Annotated in this window: 12 protein-coding genes and 1 pseudogene; 4 read left to right on the top strand and 9 right to left on the bottom strand. The window is 70.5% G+C overall.

Annotation, left to right across the window (positions count from 1 at the left end):
• Positions 1-161 precede the first annotated feature (161 nt).
• The 5 genes and pseudogenes from ACIRA5_RS09830 to ACIRA5_RS09850 all read right to left on the bottom strand — a co-directional run.
• Positions 162-596: pseudogene (locus ACIRA5_RS09830) on the bottom strand (hypothetical protein); the annotation flags it as partial.
• A gap of 119 nt (positions 597-715) precedes the next feature.
• Positions 716-2,104: a S8 family serine peptidase gene (locus ACIRA5_RS09835; RefSeq protein WP_403689162.1), complete on the bottom strand. Its 1,389-nt coding sequence runs from the start codon at positions 2,102-2,104 to the stop codon at positions 716-718.
• Positions 2,105-2,328: 224 nt separating this feature from the next.
• Positions 2,329-3,540 (bottom strand): acyltransferase family protein, encoded by a 1,212-nt coding sequence (locus tag ACIRA5_RS09840; RefSeq protein ID WP_403689164.1) that lies wholly within the window; start codon positions 3,538-3,540, stop codon positions 2,329-2,331.
• 172 nt (positions 3,541-3,712) lie between these two features.
• Positions 3,713-4,138 carry a hypothetical protein gene (locus ACIRA5_RS09845; protein WP_403689166.1) on the bottom strand — a complete coding sequence of 142 codons (426 nt, stop codon included), beginning with the start codon at positions 4,136-4,138 and terminating at the stop codon, positions 3,713-3,715.
• Between the two features lie 156 nt (positions 4,139-4,294).
• The gene (locus ACIRA5_RS09850) at positions 4,295-5,029 is read right to left on the bottom strand and encodes a rhomboid family intramembrane serine protease (protein ID WP_403689168.1); all 735 of its coding nucleotides are present in this window, start codon (positions 5,027-5,029) and stop codon (positions 4,295-4,297) included.
• 221 nt (positions 5,030-5,250) lie between these two features.
• Between ACIRA5_RS09850 and ACIRA5_RS09855 the strand changes: the two genes are divergently transcribed.
• Positions 5,251-5,934, top strand: a complete 684-nt coding sequence (locus ACIRA5_RS09855) for a GntR family transcriptional regulator (protein WP_403689171.1) — start codon at positions 5,251-5,253, stop codon at positions 5,932-5,934.
• A 94-nt stretch (positions 5,935-6,028) separates the two neighbouring features.
• Here ACIRA5_RS09855 and ACIRA5_RS09860 read toward each other — a convergent pair whose 3' ends face one another.
• Complete coding sequence (locus ACIRA5_RS09860) at positions 6,029-6,871, bottom strand: calcium-binding protein (protein ID WP_403689174.1); 843 nt, start codon at positions 6,869-6,871, stop codon at positions 6,029-6,031.
• Between the two features lie 149 nt (positions 6,872-7,020).
• The gene (locus ACIRA5_RS09865; protein ID WP_403689175.1) at positions 7,021-8,223 is read right to left on the bottom strand and encodes an MFS transporter; all 1,203 of its coding nucleotides are present in this window, start codon (positions 8,221-8,223) and stop codon (positions 7,021-7,023) included.
• Between the two features lie 103 nt (positions 8,224-8,326).
• Here ACIRA5_RS09865 and ACIRA5_RS09870 point away from each other — a divergent pair, with 103 nt between their 5' ends.
• Positions 8,327-9,292 carry an ArsR family transcriptional regulator gene (locus ACIRA5_RS09870; RefSeq protein ID WP_403689176.1) on the top strand — a complete coding sequence of 322 codons (966 nt, stop codon included), beginning with the start codon at positions 8,327-8,329 and terminating at the stop codon, positions 9,290-9,292.
• 40 nt (positions 9,293-9,332) lie between these two features.
• Here ACIRA5_RS09870 and ACIRA5_RS09875 read toward each other — a convergent pair whose 3' ends face one another.
• Positions 9,333-10,265, bottom strand: a complete 933-nt coding sequence (locus ACIRA5_RS09875; protein WP_403689179.1) for an SMP-30/gluconolactonase/LRE family protein — start codon at positions 10,263-10,265, stop codon at positions 9,333-9,335.
• 78 nt (positions 10,266-10,343) lie between these two features.
• Between ACIRA5_RS09875 and ACIRA5_RS09880 the strand changes: the two genes are divergently transcribed.
• Both ACIRA5_RS09880 and ACIRA5_RS09885 read left to right on the top strand, forming a co-directional pair.
• Positions 10,344-10,850, top strand: a complete 507-nt coding sequence (locus tag ACIRA5_RS09880; RefSeq protein ID WP_403689181.1) for a glutathione peroxidase — start codon at positions 10,344-10,346, stop codon at positions 10,848-10,850.
• A 127-nt stretch (positions 10,851-10,977) separates the two neighbouring features.
• Positions 10,978-11,826 (top strand): MerR family transcriptional regulator, encoded by an 849-nt coding sequence (locus tag ACIRA5_RS09885; RefSeq protein WP_403689183.1) that lies wholly within the window; start codon positions 10,978-10,980, stop codon positions 11,824-11,826.
• A gap of 221 nt (positions 11,827-12,047) precedes the next feature.
• On the opposite strand, the gene ACIRA5_RS09890 is transcribed toward ACIRA5_RS09885, so the two are convergent.
• Entirely contained in the window at positions 12,048-13,976 is a 1,929-nt protein-coding gene (locus ACIRA5_RS09890; RefSeq protein WP_403689184.1) for an MFS transporter, read from the bottom strand.
• Between the last annotated feature and the right edge of the window lie 227 nt (positions 13,977-14,203).

Consider the following 14,203-nt stretch of genomic DNA (forward strand, 5'->3'; position numbering starts at 1 on the left):
GCCACCAGGTCAGCGGCAGGGAGGGAGAGGAACTGGCGATCAGGCCCATGGCGCCCTTACTTCATGACCGGGGAGCCCGCCATTCCTGGACCACGCGCTCAGGGGTCGAGTGAGCACGGGCGAGGGCACGGCGGGGAGCACCGACCCGCCCGTCGACCGGCTCATGCCGACGGGCGTTCGTCGTGGTGGACGACCGTGATGAGGCGTTCGGGGCCAGGGGTGTCGAGTTCGTCGATCACGGCGACGGCCAGGTCCTCGGCGCTGATCCACGATCGCCGGTCGGCGCTGGTGAGCAGCGTGTCGGTGCCACGCCGACAGCGGCCGGTTCGTTCACCGGGCTCGAGCAGGGCCGGCGGGCTCAGGTGGACCCGGTCGGCATCGGCATGGGCCTGGCAGGTCCGCGACTGAGCCGTCCCGGCAGCGGCGACGGCCTTCAGGTCGGCGGGAACGTACGCGTGGTTGTCGGCGACCGGCAGATCGGGGTCGTCGGGACCGCGCAAGGCGTCGGCGCCGCCGACCACGAGGACGCGAAGCCCCAGCTGTGCGGCGACATCCAGCACTGTACGGGTGGTGCCGCCCAAGAACTCCTGGTCGATTCGATCCTCTCAGCCTTGATCCGCCGACTTGATTTCTGCAGATAGACAGACGGACGGCCCGGGCGTGGAACCCGGGCCGTCTCAGGGGCAACTCTCAGTGGCCGACGCGCAGGGGCGATTCAGCCGCGGTGGCTCGCTCGGGCGAGGGCGGACACGAAGCGGAGGGCGTCGACGGTGCCCACGCCGGTGGCCATGTCGTAGCCGTTGACGGCCTTGTAGCCGGTGACGCCTTCGTAGCTGTTGTTCGTACCGTCGTTGACGTCGACGACGCCGGCGCTCTTGTCGTGATGGGCGGAACGCTTGGACAGGGCGTACAGCGCCTCGTTGATGTTGCCCACCCGGTGGCCGGCCGCCTGGTCGGCGAGGGCGACGATGCCCGAGAAGAGCGGGCTGGCCTCACTGGTACCGCCGGTGACGTCCCAGCCGGTGGCGGTCGGGTCGTAGCTGGAGTAGATCCAGGCACCGCCGTTGACCGCGGCGGCCAGCGACACGTCCGGGGTGCCGCGGCGGGCGCCGACGACGTTCTTCACGCCGTTCTGGAAGGCCGGGCGGGAGAAGACGTGGGACTGGCCGCCGCCGCCCGAGCCGTAGTCGTTGTAGACGCTGTCGGGCTTGACGCGCTGACCCTTGTCGTTCAGGTGGAGCTGGGTGCCACCGATGGAGGTGACCAACGGGTCCGAGGAGGGCCAGGAGTTGACGCGCTTGTCGTAGTAGGTCTTGCCGTCCGCCTTCAGGTCCGTGGCGCCGCCGTCACCCGAGGAGGCGAGGACGGTCACGTGCTTGCGGTTCGCGTCCTCGAAGGCGTAGCGCAGCTTCTTGATGCTGGAGAAGTCGCCCTTGTCGAAACCGGGGAAGGTGTCCTCGGTGGCGCCGAAGCTCTGGCTGATGACATCGCCGACGCCACGGTCGATCAGGTGCTTCTCTGCGTCCATCATCTCCGGCAGACCGGTGGTGCCCTCGGTCTCCGCGACCGCCGTCTCCACCAGGACGATCTTGGCGTCGGGAGCCACGGCGTGCGCCATCTCGACGTCCAGGGTGGTCTCCCCCGCCCAGCCGGTCATGTCGGCGTTCTTGGGATCGAAGACGGGAACCTTGCCCCATTTGACCACGTTGACCTTGGTGCTGCGCAGGCCGAACTGCTTGCTGTAGACGTCGAGATCGTGCTGGACGGTCGGGGAGCCGTACGAGTCGACGATGACGATGGTGCGCCCCTTGCCCGTGATGCCCTTCCGGTACAGCGCGTTGAGGTCGTACGCGGTGCGGTACTGGAGCGGGTTGTAACAGGCGATGTGCCACTTGGCCTGGCACTGCTCACTGGAGAGCGGGCTGGCCACGTCGCGGACCAGGGTGTGCCCGGCGAGGGCCGGGACGGCCTTGGTGTGCGGTACGGCGGCAGGCGCGGCGGTGGTGACGCCGGCCAGCGGAGCGGTCGCCAGCGCGGCGACGGCGAGGGCGGCGGTGGCGGCCGTGGAGGCCGCGACGCCGCGCCCGGTACGGGATATGTGCATGAATCCCCCTGGGTGGTCCTGAGTTGCACGGAGTGGTCTCCGTGCATCTCATCGAGTGAGACATGCACAGGACAAGACCATTGAACTGTCGATGCCGAACCCTTTACCCAAACAGCACCTGCGGCGCGAACGGCCCGCTTGGCCAGCGCGTTTCGCGGCGCGCGGACCCGCCGGGTGGGCAGCCGGGCGGCGGAAGCCCGGGGGCGCCGTCGTACCACCGCCCGTCACGAGCGCGGCGTCGGCGGCTGCAGGTCGAACGCGGCAGTGTGCAGCGAGCGCCGCATGACCAGCGCGAGGGGCCGCTCGACGAAGCGGTGCACGAGGTACGACAGGACGATCAAAGCGGTCACCGTGGCCACGACCAGCACCGAGGGGTCGATCCGGTCGCCGTAGTGGTGGGCGACGGTCATTCCGACCGTGTCGTGCAACAGGTACAGCGGGAAGGTCATCGCACCCGCGACGGTCAGCCCGCGCCAGCGGATCCGGCGGGTCCCGCCGAGCGCGATGGCGCCCATCACCAGGAAGAACAGCGTGGTCACGAGGATCAGCCAGCCGCGCCACGGCGCCCACGTGGCCCAGTTGACGCGACCGCCGTGGGGTGCCAGCAGGAAGTGCAGCGCCAGCAGCCACGACATGGCGACGATCCCCCACAGCAGCGGCGTCGGCCGGTAGCGGTGCATGAGGTAGAAGGCCATGCCCGCGATGAAGTACGGGGCGGACGTCGGGTTCACGATCAGCGTGAGCAGCGGGATGTGGGCGCTGGGTGCCAGCACCGCGGCGACCGTCCACAACCCGCAGAAGATCACCACCCGCTGGTGGGTGAGGCCCTTCCACACCACGACCGCGAACGTGAGGTAGAAGCAGAGTTCCGGCCAGAGCGTCCAGTAGACCGGGTCCAGGTTGGACACACCGAGCGGGGTCTGCAACATCGTGAAGTTCGCGAAGAGCACCCGCGGGTTGGGGTGCCCGAACGGGGTGTCGGCGAAGTAGATGACGCAGGCCGACACCACGATCGCGATCCAGTACATCGGGTACAGACGAGTGACGCGTGAGATGAAGAAGTCACGCGGGGTACGCCCCCACGCGCTCATGCAGATGACAAAGCCGCTGATCAGAAAGAACAGGTCGACGCCGAGCCGTCCGAAGGCGAAGTAGGCGTGCGCCTCCGGAAAGGTGCTCCGGTACGGGCGCCCCCAGACGACGACCATCGCCCCGGGGGTCTGGCCGACGAAGTGGAAGAGGACCACCGACAGCGCCGCCAGGAATCGCAGCCCGTCCAACGCGGCGAGCCGGTTCTCGCGGGCGCCCCGCCGGACCGGGATCACCCGTGGCGCGGCGGCCGGCTGCGGCAACGGCGCCTCCTCCGCGACCGCTCCCTCGAGCCCCTGTCTCGTGGCCACGCCGGCCAGTCCCCTGCGATCGTCCGCCTGGGTCATGCGTCCCCCGTTCCAGGGTCGTCCTTCTCTTTCGGACCGACCGCGGAAGCCACCGATCACATGCCCGACGGTCAAATGGCAAGGTTGCCGTATTTATCCCCTTCAGGGTGGATGACGGCGCCGCCGAGGCCCACGGATGGCGCGTACCCACTGCCCACCGTGCGATACGGGCCTATCGGTGTGAGCCAGGCCGCACACGACGGGAGGCCGGGGCGGCAGCGTGCGGAATCTCGCGGATCAGCGGGTACGACTCGCCCGCGAGCCGGATCCGGTTCTCGCCGTCGACGCGGCAGTCGAGGCGTTCCGGAAGGCTGCGCAGACAGGCGACGGCGGGGCTGGTGAAGCGGACCGTGCCGTTGCCGAGATGAGTGACGCCTTCGGGCTCGTCGAGCGCGGCGAGATGCGTGGCGTGGTCCCGGTGGACTTCCCCGACGGTCAACAGACTCGTGGCGGCCTGGTCGTTGGCGACGACGCGGCCGGGTCGAACCCGGGCGTACGCGGACCAGGACCCCGCGCCGGACGCGCCGGTCCGGATGACGTGGCCGATCGGGAAACCGCCGGGGAGACCGTCGTCCACGCATACGTAGACGATCTCCACGGCTTCGTTCCGCTCCAGACCGCGCTCGAAACGACGCCCGCGCGCACCGCGAACGAGGGCGGGCTCCGCGGGCCGGGAGTCGGGGGTCGGGGGTCGGGGGTCGGGGGTCGGGGGTCGGGAGGGAACCGGCGGACGGTGGGTGCTGGAGCGGGCCTTCTAGAGCAGGCCCAGGTCGCCGAGTTCCTTGTGGAGGTCGGCGCGCGGGTTGTCGGCGCGGGGCTGAAGGGCGCCGCGGGTGGTCGGGCCGGTGCCGCCGCCGGAGTGGGTGTCCTTGGCGGGCCGGGGGCGTCGGTCCCGGAAGAGCCAGGCCCCGACCAGGCCGCCGATCAGGCCGCCGAGGTGTCCCAGCCAGCTCACCCCCGGCGTCCCGGGCACCGCCACGGTGAGCATGTAGGCGAAGGAGGCCGCCATGACGACACCGATCAGCGTGTCGATCAGATGCCGGTCGAAGAGCCCGCGCACCACGACATAGCCGAAATACCCGAAGATCAGGCCGCTGGCGCCGACCGTGTCGACGTTGCCCTGCTCGAGGAACCAGACCGTGAGGCCGCTGGTCACCACGATGAGCAGGCTCAGCCCGAGGAAACGGACCACCCCTCGGTAGGCGGCGAGGAATCCGAAGACGAACAGCGGTCCCGAGTTGCTCTCGATGTGCGCCCAGTTCCAGTGCAGGAAGGGTGCGGTGAGGATGTTGGGCAGCGTGCCGATGTCGCCGGACACCACTCCGTAGTCCCGCGAGAGTGCGTAGTGGTCGGCGAAGTTCGCGAGCTGCGCCAGCCAGACCAGCGCGAGAAACCCGAACATCACGAAGAACGCCTTCCGCGCCTCCGCGATCATCTGCTCGGGACCGATCGGCCCCGTACCGACCCGTTCCCGTTCCGCCCCGTCCATGGCGCGCTCCCCTCCCCGGCGGATCCGCATCCGCTCCACGACCACACCCCCAGAATGCCAGCAGCCACCGGGCCCGGATCCCCACGGTCGGGGCCCAGATTGTTGACGATTTTGTGTACCCATCCTACGGTCGGTAACCATCTCCCAGGAGAGCGGAGAGCTCAAGGAAGCCCGAGGAAGCCCGAGGCGCTCCAGGAGTTCGAGACCGAAGGAGTACGTACGTGTCCCCAGCTACCGGCAGTGCCAAAGGCAGCGGCGCCGCGGCCAAGGAGCAGGCCCTCGTCGCGCTGCGCGGGGCCATCCTCGCCGGTGACATGGTGCCAGGGCAGCGCCTGGTCGAGGCCGAGCTGGCCGAGCAGTTCGACGTCACGCGGGCCAGCGTGCGGGCCGCGCTGGTCGATCTCGCCGCCGACGGCCTCGTGGAGCGGATCCGCAATCGCGGGGCCCGGGTCCGGACCGTGTCCGTGAGCGAGGCGGTGGAGATCTACGAGTGCCGCATGGTGCTCGAGGGGCTGTGCGCGGCCAAGGCCGCCGAACGGGTCACCGATGCACAGATCACACAACTCCTCGCACTCGGCGAGCAGTTGCGCGCCGCCGTCCTGGCCGCCGAGCCCCTGAAGTACTCCGAGCTCAACCGCCAACTGCACGACTTCGTCCGGGACATCTCCGGCCAGGACACCGCCGCCGAACTCCTCACCCGCCTGAACGCGCAGATCGTCCGCCACCAGTTCCGGCTGGCCCTGCAGTCGGGGCGCCCCCAGGTCTCCCTGGGCGAACACCTCGCCCTCGTCGAGGCCATCGCCGCGCGTGATCCGCAGCGCGCCGAGGCGGCCGCCCGTGCCCATGTGACCAGCGTCATCGAGGCCCTGCGCGCCGTCGAGGGGTCCGGGACAGGCAAGGCCTGAACCTCAGGGGGACGATCAGGCTCTCGGCCCCAGGGAGACCGAGAGCCGGTCGGGCCGGCGTTCCTCACGCCCGCCCGACCACCCCGCGAACGGGTCAGTTCTGGTACGTCTTGTTGCGGCCCGGGCCGCCGGACAGGAAGTCCTTGCCGGCGCCTCCGTGCAGAACGTCGTTGCCGCTGTTGCCGTACAGCTTGTCGTCGCCCGCGCCGCCGTACAGGGTGTCGTTGCCACGGCCGCCCTGGAGCAGGTCGCGGCCCGCGTTGCCGTACAGCTTGTCGTTGCCGTCGTCGCCGAACAGCGCGTTGTCGCCGCTCGTGCCCGACAGGCTGTCGTTGCCCGCACCACCGTGGCACTCGGCGCTGCAGTTGACGAGGGTGTCGTTGCCCGCGCCGCCGTTCGCGCCCTCGTCGTAGACCCCGCCGCCGCCGGAGAGACGGTCGTTGCCGCCCTGGCCGTAGAGGACGTCGACGCCGTGGCCGGTCAGGGTGTCGTTGCCCGGCCCGCCGTAGATCCTCGTGTACCCGCCGCTGGTGTTGCTGGTCGTCGCGGTGTCGTTGCCGTCGCCGAGGTCGACGATCAGGGAGTCGAGGTCGGACGCCGAGGTGTTGGGCTCGGTCACCGTACAGACGGCCTTGGTGTCGTCGCCGCCGGCCGGGCGGACGCAGCCCGCACCGAGGGAGATCTTGACGGTGTCGTCGAAGGTGTAGATGAAGTCGCTCAGCTGGGAATCCGGGTCGAACGCGCCGAGCGCCCAGGAGATGGACAGGTGGTTCGTCTGACCGGCGGCCGCCGTGTAGAACAGCTTCTGGCCGACGACGACCGCGGTCGCACTCCTGGCGGGCGCGGCGTGCGCCGCGGGGGCGGCGAGGGTGACGGCCACGGCGGCGGTGGCGAGCGCCAGCGCCTTCGGCAGAGCGGTGATGCGGCGACGGAACATGGTTGGTTCTCCTCCACGGGGCCCGATGGGCCCAACGGGGCCCTGGGGGCCGATGAGGTCCGCGCGTGAGTCTGTGCGCGTGTGGTCATCCCGTTCGACGGCGTTCTCCGCAGGGGAGTTGTGGCTCCGGCCGTACAACTTTTCGGCGTTCAGAGGGCGTTCACTTCTGGTTGCTTCTGTTGTGGTGTGGACACTTCCGGGTGTTGGCGGGGGCCCGAAATCAGGAGCGTCGCGGCGACCGATGTGATCGCCATCACCGTCATCGCCGTTCCGGGCGAGGTGAGTTGCGCGACCGACCCCGCCAGCGCCGCGCTCACCCCCTGCATCGTGAGCATGCCGGAGGAGTGCAGCCCCAGGGCGTGCCCGCTCAGCTCGTCCGGGGTCAGGGCCATCAGACGTTCCTGCTGGATCAGACTCGCCCCGAAGCCGACCGAGGCGAGGGCGACCGCACCCGCCGCCACCGCCACCCCCGGCCGCAGCGCGAACAGCAGATAGGGCGTCGCCAGGAGCAGCAGGAACGGGATGCCCAGGCGACCGCGGACCGCGGGCGGGAGGAAACGGCCCGTCGTCACGTCGCCCACGAACATGCCGAACGCCGCGAAGGCGAAGAGCAGACCCGCCCGGTCCGGCGCGTAGGACACGTACAGGGACTCGCAGCCGACGATCAGACCGTTCGGGATCCACAGGAGCAGGTACGTCGTCCGGCGCGGGCGCGAGGACCACAGCAGCGCGTTGGTACGCCAGGTCTGCGCGATCGAGGGGCGGCCGGTGGCCCTCGGCGCCCGGCGGGTCATGCCGAAGCGGGTGATCAGGGCCGCCGCGAGATACAGGGCCGCCGCGCCCGCCAGCGTGATCCTCGGCGAGAGCACCGCCACCAGGACGCCACCCGTCGCGTAACCCGTGATCTGCGTGAGGCCGTTCGCCATGTTGAAGACCGAACGGCCCAGCAGATAGCCGTCCTTGGACAGGATCTCGTTCAGCAGACCCCAGCGGACGCCGCCGCCGAGGGACGAGACAAGACCGAGGACGGAGATCACGAGGAACAGCCCCCAGACCGGAAGGCCCGGCGTCGCCATCACCGCCGTACCGACGGCGAACGACAGGGCGATGCCCGTCATCGTGGCGCGCGGCGCCAGCCGGTCCGCCGCCGACAGCAGGGTGGTCGCGCCGATCACCTGGGCGAGCTGCGGCCCGAACATGCTCACCGCCGACAGCAGCGGCGAGTCCGTCGCCCTGTACACCAGCGTCCCGACGGCAAGGCCGGCGATCGTCGAGGCCGCCGAGTTGAGCGCGGAGGACAGGAAGAGAGGGGTGAACTCCCGGGTGCGGAACAGGTCGGAGTAGCTGCGCATGCGCGGAGTCTCGGATGGCGCCCGGCGTGGTCGTTATTGTTTCGCGGAGAAGCGAAACCACGCAGGGCCATGGCCGGCGGGAGACAAGCGGCGGGAGATACGGATGGGCTGGTGGCAGATCAACGCCGACACCCTCGCCCGCACCCGTTTCGTACTCTCCCCGCTCGCCGAGACCTTCGCCGCCGTCAAGCTGTTGCACGCGGGGACGGCCGCGCACCCCGGAGAGCGGGCCTGGCTCGACGCCCATCTGCCCGCGTACAAGAGGCGGCTGGCGGGTGACCCCGTCACCGCGCTGCTCATACGGTCCGGGCTCGGGCGGCACTGGATCGCCGACTTCCTGACGCCGACGCCGCGCGGCGAGGCCGACTTCGAGGAGGAGGTCGCCCGGGTGCGGGAGGCGTCGGCCGTGGACGCGCGGGCCCATCTCACCGTCTCCCTCGCAAGGCCGCTGCCCGCCGCCCTGCACCGCGACGACCTCCCGGAGCGCGCCGCCGACCTGCTCACCCACGTCTGGACCGAGGCCGTACGCCCCTACTGGGACCGGCGACGGCGCGTCCTGGAGGCCGATGTCGTCGCCCGGACCGCGCAGGTGAGCCAGGGAGGCTGGGCGGCGGCCCTCGACACGCTGCGGCCGGGCACGCGCTGGCTCGGCGACAACCGGCTGCAGATCAATCTCCACGAGTACCCGCCACGCGAGATCTCCGGCGCCGAGCTGGTGTTCGTACCGATCACACCGCAGCGGCACGGCTGGGTGGCGTGGGAGGAGCCGGACCGGTACGCCGTCGTCTACCCCTGCTCGGGCGTGCTCGCCGACACCGGCCCCGAGGCCGTGCCGGAGAGCCTGGGCGCGCTGCTCGGATCCGCCCGCGCCGGGGTCCTCGTCCTCCTCGACTCCCCCATGAGCACGACCCAGTTGGTGGCCCTGACCGGGCAGGGTCTCGGCTCGGTCGGACGCCACCTTAAGGTGCTGCTGGACGCCCGGCTGGTACGGAGGGGGCGGGCCGGGCGGTCGGTGCTGTACTCCCGTACGGCCGCCGGGGGGGTACTCGTGAAGGCCCAGCGGGAGTAGGCCGGGAGGAGCGGGTGTCCCGGGTCACCGGTGTGCCGGTCTACCGGTGCCGCTGGATGCGCGGGGCGCCGGTCACCGACATCATCAGCGAGTACAAGGACGTGGACGCCGTGATGAAGAGGCGGTTGTTCCTGGGGCCGCCGAAGGTGAGGTTGGAGACCCTCTCGGGGACCAGGAGCCGGCCGATGAGGGTGCCGTCGGGGTCGTAGCAGTGCACCCCGTCGTCCAGGGCGGCCGCCCACAGCCTGCCCTCGTCGTCGAAGCGGATGTTGTCGAAGTGGACACCATTCTTTGCTTCCGCGAACGTTTTCCCGTCCGTGAGGGTGCCGTCGTCGCGGACATCGAAGACGCGGATGCGCGCGGCACGGGAGTCGGAGACGTACAGCTGCCGTTCGTCGGGCGAGAAGACGACGCCGTTCGGCCCGTCGAAGCCGTCCGCGGCGAGCCGTACCTCGCCGGTCCCCGGGTCGAGGCGGTAGACGTGGCACGCGCCGATCTCCGACTCGGCCCGGTGGCCCTCGTAGTCGCTCAGGATCCCGAAGTCCGGGTCGGAGAACCAGACCGAACCGTCCGACCGTACGACCGCGTCGTTCGGGCTGTTGAGCCGCTTGCCGTCATAGCGGTCGGCGAGGACGGTGACCGATCCGTCGTGCTCCGTCCGGGTCACCCGGCGGTTGCCCTGCTCGCAGCTGATCAGGCGGCCTTCGCGGTCCAGGGTGTTGCCGTTGCTGTTGCCCGCGGGGGTGCGCAGGACGCCGACCGTGCCGGTGGGCTCGTCCCAGCGCAGGATGCGGTCGTTGGGGATGTCGCTCCAGATGAGCTGGCGCCAGGCGGGCACGTACAGCGGGCCCTCGGCCCAGCGGGAGCCGCCGTGGAGGACCTCGAACCTGCCGTCGCCGTTCGTGCAGCGGCCGGTGACGAAGCGGTCGTCGAGTACCTCGTAGATGCCCTTGATCGTGTTCGCTGTGGTCACGCTCGCGACCTTACCGAGCGGACGGGGACGTGGCCGGGCGGCGGCGGGGGCGACATCAGGCGGAGTTAGCATCCGTTTATGACTACTGACAGTTCAAGCAGTTCCGTGCTCGACGTCCAGATCGACTCCCTCCAGGGCGGCACCGCGGACCTCGGGCAGTACCGCGGCAAGACCGTGCTCATCGTGAACGTGGCCTCCAAGTGCGGGCTGACCCCGCAGTACGCGGGGCTGGAGCGGCTGCACGAGCAGTACGCGGGACAGGGCTTCACCGTGCTCGGTGTGCCCTGCAACCAGTTCATGGGGCAGGAGCCCGGCACCTCCGAGGAGATCGCCGAGTTCTGCTCCGCGACCTACGGCGTCACCTTCCCGATGACCGAGAAGGTCGAGGTCAACGGGGACGCGCGGCACGAGCTCTACCAGCGGCTGGTGAACACCGCCGACGGCGAGGGCCACACCGGTGACATCCGCTGGAACTTCGAGAAGTTCCTGATCGGGCCGGGCGGAGACGTGGTGGCGCGGTTCTCGCCGCAGACCGAGCCGGAGTCGGCGGAGGTCGTGGCGGCGGTGGAGAAGGCGCTCGCGTAACTCCGGGTTCCGCCCTTGAAAGCCGTTGGCCGACCTGGTGAAAGCCGTTGGTTGACCTTGCCCCTGGGACAGGGAGCAGCGTCCTTTGTCACCGGGCGGAAGGCGCCCGGTGACGGAGGATGGGCTCGTGCGACAGGAACTGCTCACGATCGGCGCGTTCGCCGCCCGCGCGCGGCTCTCGCCGAAGGCGCTTCGGCTGTACGACCGGCTCGGACTGCTCGCTCCGGCCCATGTCGACGAGGTCAGCGGATACCGCTACTACCGCGCCGACCAGGTCGAGCGCGCCCGGCTGGTCGCGCTGCTGCGGCAGCTCGACATGCCGCTCGCGCGGATCGCCGAGGTGGTGGAGGCCGGGGCGGCGCAGGGCGCCGTGCTCCTCGCCACGTACTGGGCGGATGCCGAGGCCCGGTTCGCTTCGCAGCGGACGCTCGCCGAGTACCTCCGTGGAAAGCTGTCCGGGAGGAGTACCGACATGTACGGGAAGTTCGTGGTCGAGACGGTGGATGTGCCGGAGCGGGTGGTGCTGACGGAGAAGCGGCACACGCTGGCGGATGAGCTGCCGGTCTGGATTCCGGCCTCGCTGACGCGGCTGGAGGACGGGGCGCGGGAGTGCGGCGGGACGACCGGCTCGCCCTTCGTCGTCTATTACGCCGAGGTCACCATGGAGAGTGACGGGCCCGCCGAGTCGTGTGTGCCGGTCGCCGACGAGGACGCTGCGCGGGCGTGGGCCGAGAAGCGGGGGCGGGCGTCGGGGATCGGGGTGCGGGTGGAGCCGGCGCGACGGCTCGCGTACGCGCGGATCACCAAGGCTCAGGTGGCTCATCCGCAGATCATCGCCGCGTTCGAGGCCGTCGAGGCGTGGATCGGGGAGCGGGGGTTGTCGTACGACGGTCCCTGCCGGGAGGTGTACTTCACGGACTGGGATGCGGCGGGGCCGGAGGACGCGGTGTGTGACGTGGCGTTTCCGGTGAAGTGAAGTGAAGTGAAGTGAGGTCAGACGCGGGCGCCGGGGCGGGACCAAGGGCTTTCCTCGCCCCCGCCGCCCCTACCCGTCCCCTCCCTGGGGGCTCCGCCCCCAGACCCCCGGGTGGGCTTGTCGGCTGCGGGTGAACGGGGGCTTGGCGCGCAGTTCCCCGCGCCCCTGGGGGGCGGGGCTGCGCCCCAGCCCCCACCGGGCCGACCGGCGCAGTCGTCAGGTCAGCGCAGTTCCTCGGGGCACGGGGTTCCCCGGGGGAGTTGGTAGGGGGCCGCGAGGCGGTAGGTGCCGGGGGCGGGGGCCAGGAGTTCGGTCCACTTGTCGCCGGAGGCGTTCTCCGCGGTTTCCATGAGGCAGCCGTTGAGGTTGTCGTACGTCTTCGGCGTGCCCTCCGCACGGTGCTTGGACTTCTGCGTCTCCTGCGGGGCCTTCACGCTCTTGCCCTTGGCGTCGACGAGCCCGAGCCACGGGGAGTACGGGATGCGGATGAGAACCCGGCCCGCCTTCTTCACCTCGATGGTCAGTTCGCCCTGCTCCGCCCGGTCGACGACGGCCGGCGGATCGGCCAGCGGCGTGGGATCCGTGACCGAGAAGAGCTGCCAGTTCGCGTCGCCCCAGATCTGGCGGAGGTAGGGCATGCCGCGCTGGACCAGCTTGCGCTCGCGTTCGCCGCCGTCCCCGTCCGGTTCGCCCTTGGGCAGCACCACGTAGTGGACGGCCCAGCGCTGCAGCCACTCGTGGTAGTTCGCGGAGTTGAGGGTGTCGTCGTAGAAGAGCGGGTTGCGCTCCATGTCGGCCTGGCGGTTCCAGCCGCGGGCGAGGTTCACGTACGGCGCGAGCGCGGACGCCTCGCGGTGGGAGCGGGCGGGGACCACCTCCACGCGGCCCTTCTCGGCACCGACGACCTGGAGCTGGTTCACCAGCGGAGCGAGCTCGCGGGCCCAGGACGCCGCCGGTGTCGTATGGATGATGTCGTCGACCGACTTGAAGCCGATCCACCCGACGAATCCGGTGAAGGCGAGGACGGTCACGTACCACTTGCGTGACTTCGGCACGGTGAAGGGGAGCGCGGCGAGCAGCACGACGCCCTCGAGGAGCATCGCGAGGCGGGTGATGTTCGAGCCGATCTGCGAGCTGATCAGCCACACGAGGAGCACGGCGAGTCCGTACACCGCCGCCGTGATCCGGACCGTCTTCCACTCCTTGGGAACGAGCGCGAAGACCAGCCCGGCGGAGATCAGCGGCAGCGAGGCCGAGCCGAAGGACATCGGCTGGGTGCCGGAGAAGGGGAACAGCCAGGCCGAGAGCGCGACGACGACGGCCGGCGCGACGCCGAGCGCGTACGCGCCGGGACGGCGTTTCTGAAGGAAAAGGGCGACCGCGACCAGGCCCACGAACAGTCCGGCCACCGGCGAGGCGGCGGTCGCCAGCGCGGCGAGCGGCGCCGCGCACAGGGCCTTCGCCCAACGCTTGTAGCGCCAGCGGTACGGCCAGCAGAAGACCACGGCCGCCGCGGCGAGCCCGAAGACCATGCCGAGGCCGTACGTGACGCGCCCCGAAATCGCGTTGCAGATGAGCGCGAAGACACCCGCGAAGGCCGGCGCCAGCGGCTGCCGTATCGCCCGGCTGCGGATGAGGATCATCGTCAGCAGGCCCGCCGAGATCGTCCCGGCGATCATCATCGTCGTACGGACGCCGAGGACCGACATCAGATACGGCGACACCACGCTGTACGACACCGGGTGCATACCGCCGTACCAGGCGAGGTTGTACGCCGAGTCCGGGTGCCGTCCGACGAACTCCGCCCACGCGTCCTGCGCCGCGAGGTCTCCGCCACTGTTCGCGAAGGTGAAGAACCAGACGACGTGCAGGAGGCCGGCCACGATGGTGACGAAGGCGACGGGGTGGCGCAGGGCGAAGGCCTTGAGGCGGGTACGTCGGCCCTGTGTCTCGGACTCCGACGTCTTGGACTCCGACGTCTTGGACTCAGGTGTCACGGGCTCCCGCGTCACCGGCTCCCGCGGCTCGTCGTCCGTGAGGCCGTCGGGGGCGTGTGCGGGCAGCCGTATTCGCGAGCCCGGTCCGCGATCCGGTCCAGGACCTGGTCCAGGATCGGCGTCGTCGGCGTGTGTCGGCTCCGCTGTCGCCACTGCAAGGCTCCCGTGTCCCGTTTTCTCGTGTTCGGCCCGGGACCCGCGGCCCGCGACCTGCCCCGATCTCGCGACGCTAGCACGCACCCCGCCGGGGAGCTCCCGGGTGGGGCGCCCCGACGGGGTGCGGTGCGTTCGTGCCGCGCTCACGGCGGGCTCACGGCGCGTTCACATGGCGTTCGGGGCGCTTCCGGCGTACGGGGGATACGTCCCCTGCCGGAAGCGCG

Source organism: Streptomyces sp. NPDC096311 (assembly GCF_044763085.1).
In the GTDB taxonomy this organism is placed as follows: domain Bacteria; phylum Actinomycetota; class Actinomycetes; order Streptomycetales; family Streptomycetaceae; genus Streptomyces.